The following is a 15339-nucleotide window of genomic DNA, read 5'->3' on the forward strand; positions in this document are numbered from 1 at the left end:
CTCGGAGGGACCGGTGGTGTGCCTGGGACGGCCGCGCCGCTGTCGCGGCGCGATCACCGTCGCTACGGTGTGCGCTCCGATCCGCCGTCGTCCAGGAGGCCCCGTGCTCGACGTCCTGCTCCCCGGGGTGACCGCCACCCGGGTGCCCACCGCGCGGCTCACCCAGAACGTGCTGCACCCCGAGGGGACCGACCCCGCCGGCCCGGGCGAGGCGGTGCTGCTCGTGCACGGCAACGTGAGCTCGGCGCTGTTCTGGCAGCAGACGCTGCCGGCGGTCGCGGCGGGCGGGCACCGGGTGCTGGCCGTCGACCTGCGCGGCTTCGGCGACACCGACCCGCTGCCGGTCGACGCCCGGCGCGGGGTGCGGGACTGGTCCGACGACCTGGGCGCGCTGCTCGACGCGCTGGGCCTCGACCGGGTGCACCTGGTCGGCTGGAGCATGGGCGCCGGCGTCGTCCTGCAGTTCCTGCTCGACGCCCCCGGTCGGGTGGCCTCGGTGACCCTGCAGGCGCCGGTGTCGCCGTACGGCTTCGGCGGGACGGCCGGTCCGGAGGGACGGCGGCTCTGCGCGGACGGCGCGGGGTCGGGCGGGGGCGCGGCCAACCCCGAGTTCGTCGCCGCGATCGCCGCCGGGGACACCACGGACGCCACGCCGAGCAGCCCGCGGTCGGTCCTGCGCGCCTTCTACGTGGCGCCGGGCTCGCTGCCGCTGGACCCGGCGCTGGAGGACGTCTTCGTCGCCTCGATGCTCTCCACCCGCACCGGCGAGGACCACTACCCGGGCGACGCCGTCCCGAGCGACACCTGGCCGGGGACCGCGCCCGGCCCGCGCGGGGTGCTCAACACGATGGCGCCGACGGTGTTCGACGTCTCCGGCGTCGCCGACCTGCCCTCCGGGCCGCCGGTGCTGTGGGTGCGCGGCGACGCCGACGCGATCGTCTCGGACACCTCGGCCTTCGACCTGGCGTTCCTCGGGCAGCTCGGCGCGGTGCCCGGCTGGCCCGGGGCGGAGGTCTGCCCGCCGCAGCCGATGGTCACCCAGACCCGGGCCGTGCTCGACCGCTACGCCGCGGCCGGCGGCAGCTACCGCGAGGTGGTCCTGCCCGGGGTGGGGCACTCACCGCACGTCGAGCGCCCGCAGGAGTTCACCACCGCCCTGCTCGAGCACGTGACCGCAGCCGCGGCGGTGAGCTGACGGAGGTGGCCCCTCTGCAGGGACCCGCCGCGAGCTCGCGAGCGGTGGGGGGCAGAGGGGTCCCTCCTCAGGTGTTGGCGTGCAGGGCGGTGTTGAGGGCGCCCCACTGGCCCGACCGCGGCAGCGCCTCGAGCGCGCCGGAGACGCTGTTGCGGCGGAACAGCAGCCCCTCCCGGCCGGAGAGCTCGCGGGCCTTGACCACCGAGCCGTCGGGCAGCGTGACCCGCGAGCCGGCGGTGACGTAGCAGCCGGCCTCGACCACGCAGCCGTCGCCGAGGGAGATGCCGATGCCGGAGTTGGCGCCGAGCAGGCAGCCGCTGCCGATCGAGACGACCTCCTTGCCGCCACCGGAGAGCGTGCCCATGATCGACGCGCTGCCGCCGATGTCGCTGTCGGCGCCGACGACGACGCCCGCGCTGATCCGGCCCTCGACCATGGAGGGGCCCAGCGTGCCGGCGTTGTAGTTGACGAAGCCCTCGTGCATGACCGTCGTCCCCTCGGCCAGGTGCGCGCCCAGCCGCACGCGGTCGGCGTCGGCGACCCGCACGCCGGAGGGGAGGACGTAGTCGACCATCCGCGGGAACTTGTCCACCGACAGCACGGTCAGGTGCCCGTGCGCCGCGCGCAGCGCCGCCCGCCGCGCGGGGGTCAGCTCGGCGGCGAGCACCGGACCGGCGCTGGTCCACGCCACGTTCGCCAGCAGGCCGAAGATGCCGTCCAGGTTCACCTCGTGCGGCCGCACGAGGCGGGAGGAGAGCAGGTGCAGCCGCAGGTAGACGTCGTGGGTGTCGGCCGGCGGGGCGCCGAGGTCGGCGATCGTCGTCCGGACGCCGACGACCTCCACGCCGCGGACGTCGTCGGTGCGTACCAGGCCGGAGAACTCCGGACCGAGCTCGCCCTCCAGCTCGAGGGTGCCCAGCTGCCGGGTGCCGGTCTCCCCGTTGCCGCCGAGCGCGGGGGAGGGGTACCAGGTGTCGAGGACGGTCCCGGAGGAGGTGACGGTCGCGAGACCGGCGGCGACGGCGGAGCGGGCGGGGTCGGTCACGGCCCGACGTTACCCAATCGAGCTCCGGCCTCGGCCTCGTCCCGAGGCTCGCCGCGAGCTTGCGAGCGGTGAGGAGGACGAGGTCCTCCACCGTAGGCTCGGTCACCGTGAGCCGCCCCCTCGAGCTGGACCTGTCCGCCGACGTCCTCACGCTCACCCGGGTGCTGGTGGACACGCCCTCGGTCTCCGGGGACGAGCGGGTGCTGGCCGACGCGGTCGAGGCGGCGCTGCGGGCCCTCGGCGGCCTGGAGGTCGAGCGGGTCGGCGACACGGTGCTCGCCCGCACGAACCTGGGCCGCGACACCCGCGTCGTCCTGGCCGGGCACCTGGACACCGTGCCGATCGCCGACAACGTGCCCGGCCGGCTCGAGGAGAGCACCGGGCGGCTGTACGGCTGCGGCACCAGCGACATGAAGTCCGGCGACGCCGTCATGCTGCGGCTGGCCGGCCGCTTCGGCGCCCCGGGCGCCGGGCCCGCGCACGACCTGACCTTCGTGTTCTACGACAACGAGGAGGTCGAGGCCGTCAAGAGCGGCCTCGGCCGGGTGGTCCGCGAGCGGCGCGGCTGGCTCTACGGCGACCTGGCCGTCCTGCTCGAGCCCACCGACGGCGAGATCGAGGCCGGCTGCCAGGGCACGCTGCGCGCCCGGCTGGAGACGCGGGGCCGCCGGGCGCACAGCGCACGCAGCTGGCTGGGCGTCAACGCCGTCCACGGGCTGGCCGGGGCACTGGCCGCGCTGGCCGCCTACCGGCCGCGCGAGGTGGACATCGACGGCTGCCACTACCGCGAGGGCCTCAACGCGGTCGGCGTCTCCGGCGGCGTGGCCGGCAACGTCATCCCGGACGAGGCCGCGCTGACGGTCAACTTCCGCTACGCGCCCGACCGCGACGAGGACGCCGCCGAGGCGCACGTCCGCGAGGTGTTCGCCGAGGCGATCGCCGCCGGCGCCACCCTGACCGTCACCGACAACGCCGGCGGCGCGCCGCCCGGCCTCACCGAGCCGGCCGCCGCGGCGTTCGTCGCCGCCGTCGGCCGCCCGGCGCGGGCCAAGCTCGGCTGGACCGACGTCGCCCGCTTCGCCGCGCTCGGCATCCCGGCGGTCAACTACGGCCCGGGCGACCCGCAGCTCGCCCACACCCGCGAGGAGCACGTCCTGGTCGAGCGCCTGCAGCCGGCCGAGGACGCCCTGACCGCCTACCTGTCCGGAGGAAGCGCATGACGACCACCCCGCCGCCCGACGGCGCCCGCAAGCCGCGCCCGACGCGCCACCGCGGGCCGGTGGTGCTGCGCGGCGGCGAGCCGGACGCGCAGACGGTCGGGACGACGACCGACCAGCGGCTGCTCGACCGCCGCGGCCCCACCGACTGGGTGCACACCGACCCCTGGCGTGTCCTCAGGATCCAGTCGGAGTTCATCGAGGGCTTCGGCCTGCTCGCCGAGCTGCCGCGCGCCGTCAGCGTGTTCGGCAGCGCCCGCACGCGGCCCGACCACCCGCACTACGAGGCCGGCGTGCGGATCGGCGCGGCGCTGGCCCGCGCCGGGTACGCGGTCATCACCGGCGGCGGCCCGGGCGCGATGGAGGCCGCCAACCGCGGCGCGCACGAGGCCGGCGGGCTGTCGGTGGGGCTGGGCATCGAGCTGCCGTTCGAGCAGGAGCTCAACGAGTGGGTCGACGTCGGCATCAGCTTCCGCTACTTCTTCGTGCGCAAGACGATGTTCGTCAAGTACGCGCAGGCCTTCGTCATCCTCCCCGGCGGGTTCGGCACGCTCGACGAGCTGTTCGAGGCGCTGACCCTGGTGCAGACCCGCAAGGTCACCCGCTTCCCGGTGATCCTGTTCGGCACCGCCTACTGGTCGGGCCTGGTCGAGTGGATCCGCGAGACGCTGCTGGAGGCGGGCACCATCAGCTCCGGCGACCTGGACCTGTTCACCGTCACCGACGACGTCGACGAGGTGCTCGCCCGCATCCGGGCCTCCGAGGCGGCCGGGACGCCGGGCGACAACGGTGGCGGTATGCGGGCGCCGCTGTCCGGGCCGGTGGAACCGGTCGAGGCCTGACCCGTGCTGTCCTTCCTCGTCGGGCTGGCCGCGGTCGCCGTCGTCGGGGCGCTGCTCTTCCTCGGCGGCTCGGTGCTGCTCGGTCGCGGGGAGACGCAGCCGCCGGCCGACCTCGACCGCTCCCCGGTGGAGCTGCCCGACGACCGGCCGGTCACCGGGGAGGACGTGCGGGCGCTGCAGCTGTCGGTGGCCGTGCGCGGGTACCGCATGACCGAGGTGGACTGGCTGCTCGAGCAGCTGGCCCAGACGATCGAGGAGCGCGACGAGACCATCGCCGCGCTGCGCGCCGCGCAGGACCGGCCGGCGCGGGCCGCCGACGCCGACACCGACCCCGGACTCACCCTGCCGGCGGGGGACGCCGGCGCACGCACCGCCGCACCGGCGGAGGACCACGACGCCCGGGAGGCGCGCCACGATGCCTGAGCTGGTCGAGCGGGTCCGGGTCGAGGCGCCGCCGGAGCAGGTGTGGGCGGCGCTCACCGACTGGCCGGCGCAGGGCGCGTGGATGCTGGCCACCGACGTCGAGACCGTCGGCGGGCCCGCGCAGGGCGTGGGTGGCCGGCTGGCCGCGCGCACCGGGGTCCCGCTGCCGTGGCGGCGGGGCCGGCACCTCGGCGTCCTCGACACCATGGTCATCACCGAGTGGGACCCCCCGCGGCGGGTGGTCGTGCAGCACACCGGCCGGATCGTGCGGGGGCCCGGCATCTTCGAGGTCCGGCCCTCGGGCGAGGTCACCGAGTTCGTCTGGACCGAACGGCTGTACCTGCCCTTCGGGCTGCTCGGCACGCTGGGCTGGCCGCTGGCCAGGCCGTTCGTCGTCCTCGGGGTGCGGCTCTCGCTGCGCCGCTTCGCCCGCTTCGCGCGCACCCGCTGACCGGGGCGCGGGAGCCGGGCGCTACGCGGGCTGGGCCGCCCGCACCGCCTCGCGGCTGACGTACCAGCGGCGCCACAGCACCGCGGCGGTGACCAGGGTGAGCACGGTGCCGCCGTCGTACACGAGCCGCGCGCCGGCCTCGGCGCCGACGGTGCCGGCCGGCGGGTGCGCGTACAGGACCTTGGCCAGGACGTCGTGCGCCGCGGCCCCGCCGGCCAGCGCCAGCGCGCGCACGGCCACCGGGCGGCGGTGCGGCGCGGGGTCGACCGCGAGCACCGACGCGGTGGCGAGGTGACCGCTGACCAGCAGGTGCAGCCAGACCAGCGCGCTCGCCGCGGGGTGGGCGGCGAGCGCGGTGTGCCAGCCGGTGCCGTAGAGCAGCCAGAGCCCGACGGCGTTGAGCGGGACGGCGACCAGCGGGTCGGTGAGCCACCGCGCGGGCGGGGTGCGCAGCAGCCGGGCCAGCCCGCGGGCGGCGGCCCGCGGGAGCGCGCGCAGCGCCAGGGTGACCGGCGCGGCCAGCACCAGCAGCAGCGGCGCCACCATGCCGAGCAGCAGGTGCCCGGCCATGTGGGCGTGCAGGTCCGGGTGCGGGCCGGGGTGGGCGCGCAGCGGCCCGGCGACGGCGACCCCCGCGGCGGTCAGGCCCAGCAGCCAGGCCGCGGTGCGGGTCAGCGGCCAGGGGCTGCCGCAGCGCCAGGTGGCGGCGACGTAGGCGGCGCCCGCCGCCAGCAGGACGCCGAGCGTGGCGGCCGTCACGTCGCCGCGGGCGCGGCCCGGGCGCGCACCAGCAGCGCGATGCCGGCGGCCAGCAGCAGCACCCCGGGTACGAGCCAGCCGACGTCGTAGCCGGTGAGGTCGACGCCGTAGCGGACCTGGTGCAGCCGCAGCAGCTTGTGGTGCACCACGCCGTCCCAGACCTGGAAGGCCCCCGCCCCGGTGAGGACGGCGCCCCACCACAGCGCGGGGGCGAACCGGCCGCGGCGCCGGGAGTCGGCCAGCAGCGCGAGCCCGGCCACGGTGGCCGACCACGTGCCGGCGTGCAGCAGGCCGTCGGAGACCAGCCCGGCCGCGCCGCTGGCCCGGTCGTAGAAGTGGTGCCAGTGCAGCAGCTGGTGGAACACGATCTCGTCGACCGCGCCCGCCGTGCCCAGGCCCAGCAGCAGGCCGGAGACCAGCAGCCGCCGCCGGGCCGGCGGGCGGGGGAGTGCGTCGGCCACCGGGCCTCCCGTCGTCGCGTGCCCGGTCGCTGCCCGTCGGCGTCGGGCCGGAAACAGCTCGTCTAGCGGTCGGCGGCCAGGCGGGCGCCGAAGGCCAGCAGCGCGCACCCGGTGAACGCGTCGAGCGCGCGGCGGACCGGGCGGCGGGCGAGCAGCCGCCGCGCTCGGTGCAGGACGGCGACCAGCAGCAGCAGGTACCCCAGCCCGATCGCCGCGTGGGTCAGCGCGTAGGCCAGCAGCACCGGGACCGCGGTGCCCGGGCCGAGGAACTGCGGCAGCACGGCGAGGTAGAAGGCCAGCACCTTGGGGTTGGTGACGTTGGAGAGGAAGCCCTGGCGCAGGCCGGTCAGGGCGGGCGACCCGGACGCCGTCGCGCCGTCGTCGAGCGCGGTGTACCGGCCGCGGACCGCGGAGGCGAACGCCTGCACGGCCAGGTGGGCCAGGTAGGCGACGCCCAGCCAGCGGACGGCCTGGAACAGCGGCTCGACGCGGACGACGACCGCGGCCAGCCCGGTGGCGGCCGCCGTCCCCTGGACGACGTTCGACGCGGTGATGCCGACGGCGCTCCACGCGCCGCGGCCGCGGCCGCCGGCCAGGGTGTTGCGGACGACCACCGCGAAGTCGGGCCCGGGGACGAGCACCAGGACGACGGCGAGGGCGACGAAGGTGCCGTACCCCGACCAGTCCACGGCGGCCACGCTACCGGCGGGCCACCTCCGGCAGCGTGAGCAGCTCGCGGGGCCGGCGCTCCCACTGGTCGAGCGGGAGGTCGGCCACGCCGGCGAAGAGGACGGCGCTGCCAGCCTGCAGCGCCTCCGGCGAGGACCACACCGAGACGGCGACCACGCGCCCGCCGTCGGCGTCGTGGAAGGCGCCGATCTCCTCCAGGCCCTCGATGCCCACGGCGAGCTCGTTGAGCCGCCGCATCGCGCCGAGCAGGTCCTCCAGGTGGTCGGGGTGCGGGTGGTGGACGGCGTGGAACAGGACGCGGGTCACGACCCCTCCAGGTGGGTGGCGAAGGCGGCGAGGACGAGCTCCCAGCCGCGGGCGTAGCCGCCGGCGGCGGCGGTGGCGGTGCGGAGCTGCGCCGCGGAGAGCCGCTCCCAGCCCCGGTGCTCCAGCTCGACCCGGGTGAGCGACGGGCCCAGGGGGCGGAAGGCCACCTCGACCTCGGTACCCCCGGCGAGGACCTCCCAGGTCATGGCGAAGCGCTCCGGCGGGTCCCAGGCGGTCAGCCGGCCCCACCGGGCGCGGCTGCCGTCGCGCCGGGTCTCGTAGACCTCGCCGCCGATGCCCGGGGTGACGGTGACGTCGACGACGGCGTCGTGACCCAGGGAGTAGGGGACCAGTGGCCACCACCGGCCGAGCGTGCGGACGAAGACGTCGAAGGTGTGCGCCTGGTCGCTGCGCACGGTGGTGCTCCGCCGGATGGGCTCCGGCTGCGCGGCCGCGGCGGTCACCCGGCGGCCGTGGCGTCGTCGTCGGACAGGCCCCGCTCGGCCTCGACCAGCTGCCGGGCGCGGTCGAGCGAGGAGTCCCAGAGCTCCTCGAGGAACTGCCGCAGCGGCGCGAGGCCGCCGGCGTCGGCGCGGTAGAGCCGGCGGGTGCCCTCGCGCCGCTCGGTGACCAGCCCGGCGGAGCGCAGGACGGTGAGGTGCTGGCTGACCGCCGGGCGGGTCACGTCGAAGGCGGCGGCGATCTCCCCGGCGGCCAGCTCCGTGCCGGCGACCAGCCGCAGGATGGCGCGGCGCCGGGGTTCGGCGAGGGCGCGCACGGCCGCACCGAGCACGGCGTCCTCCGGCGGCTCGCTCACGGGGTGCCGGCCGGGACGCGGGCGAGGCGGGTGGCGGGGCGGCGGGTGGCGGGACGGCGGCCGAGGAAGGCGACCAGCCGGTCGACCGGGTGCTCGCCGTCCCAGGGGACCTCGGCGGCGTAGCGGCGCGGCCCGCGCAGGACCGCGGCGGAGCGGTGCACCTGCTCGGTCGCCGAGACCACGAGGTCCGCGGGCAGGGCCGCGTCCACCCCCGCGGCGGTGGCGAGGTCCCAGGCGTGCACGAGCAGCTCGACGACGGCCAGGCGGTCGAGGAAGTCCGCGAGCGTCGTGGTGCCGGAGGGGGTGGTGACCGGACGGCGGAGGTCGCCGGCGGCCAGCCCGGCCAGGGAGGCGTCGCGAGCGGCCCGCCAGCCGGCGGCGGGGTCGGCGCCGAGGACGTGCCGTGGCGGCTCCGGGGCGGAGCCGGGGGTGGGCCGGGCCCGGCCGGCGGCCAGCCCGGCGAGGGCGGTCTGGCCGGTCGCCAGGTGCCCGAGGACGTCGGCCGCGGTCCACCCGTCGCACGGCGACGGGCGATCCCAGGCGTCCCCGGGGACGGCGGCGACCACGTCGTCGACCGCGTGCAGCGCCCGGCGGTGGGAGGGGAGGTCCGGGACGGTGGTCATCGGGGCTCCTCGGGGAGAGGCCGCGCCGGGAGGTGGCCGGTGGACGGACGGTGCTCCGTGCGTCCACGCTTACGTTAGCAATGACGCACGGAGTGCTGCAAGGGGTGCCGCCGATCCCGTCGGGGCGGGCCGTCAGGATGACCGGGTGCGCGAACGGGGCGGAGGCGGCCGGTGAGCCGTCGGGGCTGGGTGCTGTTCCTGGCGATGTCGGTGATCTGGGGCGTGCCCTACCTGCTCATCAAGGTCGCCGTCGAGGAGACGTCGCCGGTGGTGGTGGTCTTCGCCCGCTGCGCCGTCGGTGCCGCGCTGCTGCTGCCGCTGACGATCGCCCGTGGGGAGGTGCGCCCGGCGCTGCGGCACTGGCGGCCGCTGCTGCTGTTCACGGTGCTGGAGATGACCGGGCCCTGGATGCTGCTCTCCTACGCCGAGGACACGCTGTCGAGTTCGCTCACCGGGCTGCTGGTGGCCTCGGTGCCCTTCGTCGCCGCGCTGGCCTCCCGGCTGCTGGGGGAGGAGGAGCGGCTCACCCCGGTGCGACTGGTCGGCATGGGGCTCGGCGTGCTCGGCATCGCGGCGCTGCTCGGGTTCGACGTCGAGGGTGTCGCGCTGCTGCCGCTCCTCGCGGTGCTGTTCGTGGTCGTCGGCTATGGCACGGCGCCTCTGGTCCTGAGCCGCGCGCTGGACGGCGTCCCCGGCGTGGCGGTCAGCGCGCTCGCCCTGACCGCCACCGCGCTGGTGTACGCCCCGTTCGCGCTGCCGCGGATCGACCAGGTGGCGACGGCCCCGGCCACGGCGCTGGTGTCGCTGGTCGTGCTCGGCGTCGTCTGCACCGCGCTGGCGCTGGTGCTGTTCTTCGCGCTCATCCGCGAGGCCGGCCCGCAGCGGGCGCTGGTCATCACGTTCGTCAACCCGGCCGTCGCCGTGCTGGCGGGCGTGCTGCTGCTCGACGAGCCGTTCACGCTGGGTCTCGCGGTCGGCCTGCCGCTGGTCCTGGTCGGCTGCGTGCTCGCCACCCGGCGCAACGCACCGGCCCCGACGGCGGTGGACGCGGCCGTGCCCTGACTGTCGGTCCGTCCGCCGGGGAGCCGCCGCACCGCGGGCCGCGACGGGCACGCGGATGGTCCGTGCGGCCGTCCGGAGGTGCGGGACGCCCCGGCGCGCGTGGTCGGATGCGCATGGCGCGGTGGCGTTCGACCTGGTGCTGACGCCAATAGTCCTCGACCTGCCGGAGCTCACCCGCGGGCGCGACCCCGGGGTCGGCCAGCACGCGCGCCCGCGTGACCGTCCGCTGTGGTCGGCGGCCGGTCGTGCAGGCGTGTCCGGTGACTCGGGAGGTCGAACGGGTCGCGGCTCAGGCGGCGGGTTGCAGGAGTGGTGGTCGGGTGCGGATCTCGGTGCCGTCGGGTCGCCAGGTGCGCCAGCGGCCGTCGGGTTGTCGTTCGACGCGGAAGCCGTGGTGGACCTTGGTGTGGTGCCGCTCGCACAGCAGGGCGGAGTTGTCCAGGTTGGTGGGGCCGCCGTCGAGCCAGTGCACCAGGTGGTGCACCTCCGCCCACCAGGTGGGGGCGCCGCAGCCGGTGAACACGCAGCCGCCGTCGCGCAGCTCGACCGCGCGGCGCAGGTGGCGGTCGGCCACTCGCTGTTCCCGGCCGAGGTCGATGGGTGCGCCGTCGGGGCCCATGACGACCCGGGAGATGGTGGCGTCGCAGGCGATCCAGCGGGCGCGGGCGGCGGAGACGACCGCGCCGAACCCCATCCGGGCGGTGGCCGGGCCGGTGGCGGGGTCGGCCAGGTCGTCGAGGTCGATGCGCACCGCCACGTGCGGCTTGACGGTGCGCAGCACCGGCAGCGACCCCGACGCCAGCCGGTTGTCGCACAGCTGCACGAACGCATCCCCCAGCCGCTGGGCGCGGGTCCGCTCGTCCCCGGCGGGGCGGTCGGCCTGCACGTGGGACTCCAGCGCGGCCTGCACCTTCTCCCCGCCGACCGGGTCGAGCTCGCCGCGGATGGTGAGCGTTCCGTCGGCGTGCTTGACGATGGTCAGCCGCCGCCCCTCGGTGGGGTCGGGTTCGGGGCCGTCGGGATCGAGCCGGGCGAGGTAGCCGGCGACCACCTGCGCCAGCTCCTGGTGCGGCTGGTGTTCAGCCACGACCGCCATGGCGGCGTCGACCTCGGCCAGGTCGATGTCCTGCTCGGCGGCACGGGCGACGTTGTCCGGCTCGACGACCCTCGCGATCTCGCCGACCTGACCGGCGGTCACCGCGCCGGCAGCGAAGGCGGCCGCCACTGCGGGCAGCGACTCCAGCGCCCGCCCGATGCGCACCAGCCGCCCGGCCTCGGTCGGGGACAGGTGGCCGTGCCCACGCAGCCACGACGGCATGGACCTCAACCCGTCGTGCTCCGGGGCCTGGGCGAGTTCGCACTGCCGCGTGGTGCGGGCGAGCTCGGCGGTCAGCCGGTTGACCGCGGCCAGGAGGAACCTCTCGCGGTCGAGCAACTGCGGACCGAACGCCGGCGAGAGGTCCTCGGCGGCGAGGGCCTCCAGTGCGGCGAGCAGCTCGTCCACAACACCTCCCACCACTTCGATCACCTGTTCGAAGTCTAGCGAGGTAGAGTCCGCCCCGCGACCTGGATCCGCAGGTCAGCGGCGCGTCCACAGATCCGGAGTGCCTCTCGACAGCAACAGGGGCACGGGTCCGCGGCGACGATGCGACACCCGGCCCGTCGTGCGTCGCCGGTGGCGCGACGTGGGGCAGCCACGGGCTGGTGGATTGACGAACGGGACCGGACTCAACTCCCCGCTCCGCCGTCCGACACCTCCCACCGGTGCCTGTCCGACCCGGGTGCCCGGGGGGAGACGAGGGTGACCCGGTAGGGCGACACCGAGGGACGGCGACGGCCACGCCGGTGGGTGGTCCGCCTCCTGGCGGCCGCCGTCGTCGGCGCGGTCGGGCTGAGCGGCTCGGGGTCGGCGCCCCAGGGTGCCGACCTGCAGCCGGTGAGCTTCGCCGACCCCGTGCCACCCACCGGTGTGTCCGCGGTGGGCTCCGACCGCGCGCTCACCGTGTCCTGGACCGCATCCACCGAGAGCTTCGTGTCCGCCTACGACGTCCTCCTCGACGGCGTCCTCAAGGCCAGCCCCACGGGCACCAGCGCGGTCGTCAGCGGACTGGTCAACGGCCACACCTACCAGGTCACCGTCGGCACGAAGACCTCGTTCCTCGGGTCCTCCGGCGTCGGCACCACCTACAGCACTCCGGTGCCCGGCACCCCGCGCGACTCCGTCGCCCCGGCGGCGCCCACCGGCGTCGCGGTCACCGCCGGCAACCTGCGGGTGACGGTCACGTGGACGCCGAACAGCGCCGATGGCGACGCCGACGGCTACCGCGGGCTCCGCAACGGCACCCCCGTCTCCGGGCTGCTCCCCGGGCGGGTCACCGCCTCCTGGACCGACACCGCGGTGGTCGCCGACCAGACCTACGGCTACGCGGTGCAGACGCACGACACCTCGGGAAACTGGTCGGGGAGCTCCACGCCCGTGGCCTCCGCCCGGCCGGTCGACCAGACCCCACCGGGTGCGCCGACCGGGCTCGCCGCGGTCCGGGGCGACGGGCGCGTCGTCCTCACCTGGACGGCGGACCCCGAGCCGGACCTGGGCGTGTACGCCGTCCTCCGGGACGGGGTCGAGGTGGCGCGCGTGACGGGGACGACGTGGACCGACACGGGGGTCGTGAACGACACGACGTACGCCTACCGCCTCGTGGCGGTCGACACCCACGGCAACGCGTCCCCGGCCTCCGATCCGGCGGTGAGCGCGCGCCCGACGGACCTGACGCCGCCAGCCACCCCGCGGGGCCTGACCGCCACGGCCCGGGACGGCCGGGTGGAGCTGGCCTGGACGGCGAACACCGAGCCCGACCTGGCCGCCTACGTCGTCCACCGCGACGGCGTCGAGGCCGCCCGCGTCACCGGCACGACCTGGACCGACACGGGCGTGGTCAACGACACCACCTACGCCTACCGGCTCCTGGCCGTGGACACCCACGGCAACGCCTCACCTACCGGCGACCCCGTGCCGGCCACCCCGGCCCCCGACCGCCCGCCGGTGGCGCCGACCGCGCCGGCCGTGACCGCCGGGGACGGGCAGGCCGTGCTGCGGTGGACCGCCGTCCCCGAGCCCGACGTCACCGCGTACCGGGTCCTCGCCGAGGACGGCAGCGTGGTCGCCACGGTCACCGCACCGGCCACCCAGACGACGGTGACCGGCCTGGCCAACGGCACCGAGCGGCGCTTCCGCGTGGTCGCCGTCGACGCGGCCGGACAGGTCTCTCCGGCGTCCGCCGAGATCACCGTGACCCCGGTGGCGACGCGGGTGCCCGCCGAGGGCGCCGGGCAGAGCGGCGGGGTGGCCGCCAGCGCGGACGGCCGCTTCGTCGTCATCGGCACCTCCGCCCGGTGGGAGGCGGCCGACACGAACACCGCCTACGAGCTGTACCTGCTCGACCGGTCCGCCGGCACCGCGCGGCGCATCGCCCCGCTGCCGGCGTCGGCCACCGGCAGCAGCGACCCCACCAACGCCGCGGCGCCGGCGGTCAGCGACGACGGCCGCTACGTCGTGCTCGCCACCACGGCCGCGCTGCGCGCCGAGGACACCAACCGCCTCGCCGACGTCTACCGCCTCGACACCCGCGACGGCACCTGGCAGCTCGTCAGCGTGCCGGCAGCCGGCCGGGTGCACGCCTCGGTGCCGGGCACCGTCCTGCAGACCGGGTCGGCGGTGTACGCGACCAGCCCGACGGTCGTCGTCTCCGGCGACGGCGACCTGGTGCTCTTCTACTCGGCCCGCCCCGACCTCGTGCCCGGCGACACCAACGGCGCCGTCGACGTCTTCGCCAAGCGGCTGTCGACCGGCGCGGTCACCCGCGTCTCGACGTCGTCGGCCGGTGGCGAGCTCGGGCGCACGCCCACCGGCCCCGCCCTCGCCGTCACCCCCGACGGCCGCTTCGCGCTCTTCCCGGCCGCGGGCGGCACCGGCCCGGTCGTGCTCTACCGCAAGAGCCTGTCCGGTCCCGGTGCCGGGCAGGCCGTCGTGGTCTCGTCGGTGGTCGCCGCCGGGCGGACGACGGAGTTCGGCGTGTACCGCGACGCCGGGGACGTCGCGATCAGCGACGACGGCCGCCACGTCGCCCTGGTGACCGCCGCGAAGGTGACCACGTCGACGCCGACCGCCGGCGGGCCGACCGGCGTGGCCCACCGTGTCGACACCGCCACCGGCGCCGTCGTCGCGATGGGCAGTGGGCAGACGGCGGTGTGGGAGCACCAGGTCGAGCTCGACCCGACCGGCCGCTACGGCTTCTTCGCCACCGCGGCCGCGGCGCTGCCCGCCGACGGCAACGGCCACACCGACCACTACCGCCGCGACCTCGACGGCGGCGGGCTGACCTGGCCACCGCCGACGCCTCCGGCCGCGTGACGAGCGGCCCGACCGGGACGGTCACGAGCGCGGAGTACGGCCGGCTGGCGGCCGTGGACGGCGGCCGGGTGGTCGTGACGACGCAGGCCCTGGCGCCGACCGACACCAACCGGCTCCGCGACCTCTACGTCAAGGACCTCACCGACGGGACGGTGACGGTGCCCCGCGGCTGACGCCGGCCCGGTCCGCGCCGCCGTCGAGGACGGCGGCGACCTCGGCCACCACCCGGGCGGTGCGGGTGCCCGGCCCGCAGGCCTCGGCCACCGACAGCGCCCCGGGGAAGCGGTCGACGTCGGCGAGCTCGGGCAGGTCGAGCACGGTGACCCCGGCGTCGGTGAGGGCCGCGCGGGCGCGCTCGGCGGCGTCGGGCCCGGACATCGGCACCTCCGGCAGCACCTGGGCCGGGCAGGCCGAGTGCAGGCCCAGCGCCCACCAGCCGCCGTCCGGGGTGGTGCCGAGCACGGCCGTCCCCCGACCCGCCGACAGGAGCCGGACGAGACAGGCGGCCAGCAGCGCGGGTGTCACCTGCGGGGTGTCCGTGCCGATGAGCAGCGTGGGCAGGCCCACCCCGGCCGGCCCCATCGCGTCGGCGAAGGCGGCGGCCGGCCGGGTGCCGAGGTCGCCGTCGGCCTGCGGGAGGACCGTGCAGCCGGACAGGTCCAGGTCGCCGGCAGTGCCGTCGCCCACGGTGCCGTCGCCGGCAGCACCGTCGCCGGCAGCACCGTCGCCGGCAGCACCGTCGAGGGCGACCACCCGGCGCGCGACCGGCGTGGCCCGCACCGCGTCGAGGGTGTCGGCCACCGCGGCCGCGGTGACCGCCGCGGCCTGACCGGGCGCGCACGGCGGGGTCAGGTGGCTCCGGCCGCGCCCGGGTGGGGGCAGGACCAGCAGCTGGGCCGCCAGGGCGCCGCTCACCGGGCCGGCACGGCACGCGCCGCGCGCACGCCGGGCCGCGCGGGGGAGGTGGTCGGACCGGGCACCAGCGGACCCCGGCCCTCGTCGCAGGGAACCGCTCCCGGGTCCCGCGGGGACCATCC

The 15339-nt window shown here is 76.8% G+C and carries 18 protein-coding genes; 8 read left to right on the forward strand and 10 right to left on the reverse strand.

Annotation, left to right across the window (positions count from 1 at the left end; all coding sequences use genetic code 11):
- The first annotated feature begins 103 nt into the window (after positions 1-103).
- Complete coding sequence (locus ACWIZO_RS12110; RefSeq protein ID WP_448642686.1) at positions 104-1195, forward strand: alpha/beta fold hydrolase; 1092 nt, start codon at positions 104-106, stop codon at positions 1193-1195.
- 67 nt (positions 1196-1262) lie between these two features.
- On the opposite strand, the gene dapD is transcribed toward ACWIZO_RS12110, so the two are convergent.
- Complete coding sequence (dapD, locus tag ACWIZO_RS12115; protein ID WP_448642687.1) at positions 1263-2240, reverse strand: 2,3,4,5-tetrahydropyridine-2,6-dicarboxylate N-succinyltransferase; 978 nt, start codon at positions 2238-2240, stop codon at positions 1263-1265.
- A gap of 107 nt (positions 2241-2347) precedes the next feature.
- Between dapD and dapE the strand changes: the two genes are divergently transcribed.
- The 4 genes from dapE to ACWIZO_RS12135 are packed head-to-tail and all read left to right on the forward strand — an operon-like array spanning position 2348 to position 5173.
- The gene (dapE, locus tag ACWIZO_RS12120; protein ID WP_448642688.1) at positions 2348-3460 is read left to right on the forward strand and encodes a succinyl-diaminopimelate desuccinylase; all 1113 of its coding nucleotides are present in this window, start codon (positions 2348-2350) and stop codon (positions 3458-3460) included.
- On the forward strand, positions 3457-4299 hold the full coding sequence (locus ACWIZO_RS12125) for an LOG family protein (protein ID WP_448642689.1): 843 nt from the start codon (positions 3457-3459) through the stop codon (positions 4297-4299). Before dapE ends, ACWIZO_RS12125 begins: the two co-directional genes overlap by 4 nt.
- A gap of 3 nt (positions 4300-4302) precedes the next feature.
- Positions 4303-4722 carry a DivIVA domain-containing protein gene (locus ACWIZO_RS12130; protein WP_446758938.1) on the forward strand — a complete coding sequence of 140 codons (420 nt, stop codon included), beginning with the start codon at positions 4303-4305 and terminating at the stop codon, positions 4720-4722.
- Positions 4715-5173: an SRPBCC family protein gene (locus tag ACWIZO_RS12135; protein ID WP_448642690.1), complete on the forward strand. Its 459-nt coding sequence runs from the start codon at positions 4715-4717 to the stop codon at positions 5171-5173. Before ACWIZO_RS12130 ends, ACWIZO_RS12135 begins: the two co-directional genes overlap by 8 nt.
- Positions 5174-5194: 21 nt before the next feature.
- On the opposite strand, the gene ACWIZO_RS12140 is transcribed toward ACWIZO_RS12135, so the two are convergent.
- The 7 genes from ACWIZO_RS12140 to ACWIZO_RS12170 all read right to left on the reverse strand — a co-directional run bounded on the left by ACWIZO_RS12140 (position 5195) and on the right by ACWIZO_RS12170 (position 8829).
- Positions 5195-5932 carry a cytochrome c oxidase assembly protein gene (locus ACWIZO_RS12140; protein ID WP_448642691.1) on the reverse strand — a complete coding sequence of 246 codons (738 nt, stop codon included), beginning with the start codon at positions 5930-5932 and terminating at the stop codon, positions 5195-5197.
- Complete coding sequence (locus ACWIZO_RS12145; RefSeq protein WP_446758941.1) at positions 5929-6393, reverse strand: DUF2243 domain-containing protein; 465 nt, start codon at positions 6391-6393, stop codon at positions 5929-5931. The genes ACWIZO_RS12140 and ACWIZO_RS12145 overlap by 4 nt, the downstream gene beginning before the upstream one ends.
- A 62-nt stretch (positions 6394-6455) precedes the next feature.
- Positions 6456-7082 carry a LysE family translocator gene (locus tag ACWIZO_RS12150; protein WP_448642692.1) on the reverse strand — a complete coding sequence of 209 codons (627 nt, stop codon included), beginning with the start codon at positions 7080-7082 and terminating at the stop codon, positions 6456-6458.
- Positions 7083-7092: 10 nt separating this feature from the next.
- Positions 7093-7389 carry a hypothetical protein gene (locus tag ACWIZO_RS12155; RefSeq protein ID WP_448642693.1) on the reverse strand — a complete coding sequence of 99 codons (297 nt, stop codon included), beginning with the start codon at positions 7387-7389 and terminating at the stop codon, positions 7093-7095.
- A complete protein-coding gene (locus ACWIZO_RS12160; protein ID WP_448642694.1) occupies positions 7386-7805 on the reverse strand; it encodes an SRPBCC domain-containing protein in 420 nt (139 codons plus the stop codon). The genes ACWIZO_RS12155 and ACWIZO_RS12160 overlap by 4 nt, the downstream gene beginning before the upstream one ends.
- Positions 7806-7849: 44 nt before the next feature.
- The gene (locus tag ACWIZO_RS12165) at positions 7850-8206 is read right to left on the reverse strand and encodes an ArsR/SmtB family transcription factor (protein ID WP_448642695.1); all 357 of its coding nucleotides are present in this window, start codon (positions 8204-8206) and stop codon (positions 7850-7852) included.
- Positions 8203-8829 (reverse strand): TIGR03086 family metal-binding protein, encoded by a 627-nt coding sequence (locus ACWIZO_RS12170; RefSeq protein ID WP_448642696.1) that lies wholly within the window; start codon positions 8827-8829, stop codon positions 8203-8205. The genes ACWIZO_RS12165 and ACWIZO_RS12170 overlap by 4 nt, the downstream gene beginning before the upstream one ends.
- A gap of 171 nt (positions 8830-9000) precedes the next feature.
- On the opposite strand from ACWIZO_RS12170, the gene ACWIZO_RS12175 reads away from it, so the two are divergent.
- On the forward strand, positions 9001-9891 hold the full coding sequence (locus ACWIZO_RS12175) for a DMT family transporter (protein ID WP_448642697.1): 891 nt from the start codon (positions 9001-9003) through the stop codon (positions 9889-9891).
- A gap of 289 nt (positions 9892-10180) precedes the next feature.
- Here the strand turns inward: ACWIZO_RS12175 and ACWIZO_RS12180 are convergent, their stop codons facing one another.
- Positions 10181-11419: a DUF222 domain-containing protein gene (locus ACWIZO_RS12180; RefSeq protein WP_448642698.1), complete on the reverse strand. Its 1239-nt coding sequence runs from the start codon at positions 11417-11419 to the stop codon at positions 10181-10183.
- Between the two features lie 321 nt (positions 11420-11740).
- Here ACWIZO_RS12180 and ACWIZO_RS12185 point away from each other — a divergent pair, with 321 nt between their 5' ends.
- Entirely contained in the window at positions 11741-14302 is a 2562-nt protein-coding gene (locus ACWIZO_RS12185; RefSeq protein ID WP_448642699.1) for a fibronectin type III domain-containing protein, read from the forward strand.
- Entirely contained in the window at positions 14299-14475 is a 177-nt protein-coding gene (locus tag ACWIZO_RS12190; protein WP_448642700.1) for a hypothetical protein, read from the forward strand. The genes ACWIZO_RS12185 and ACWIZO_RS12190 overlap by 4 nt, the downstream gene beginning before the upstream one ends.
- On the opposite strand, the gene ACWIZO_RS12195 is transcribed toward ACWIZO_RS12190, so the two are convergent.
- Entirely contained in the window at positions 14441-15217 is a 777-nt protein-coding gene (locus ACWIZO_RS12195) for a TIGR04282 family arsenosugar biosynthesis glycosyltransferase (RefSeq protein WP_448642701.1), read from the reverse strand. The genes ACWIZO_RS12190 and ACWIZO_RS12195 overlap by 35 nt on opposite strands.
- Positions 15218-15339 lie beyond the last annotated feature (122 nt).

This window comes from Geodermatophilus sp. URMC 63, assembly GCF_053502565.1.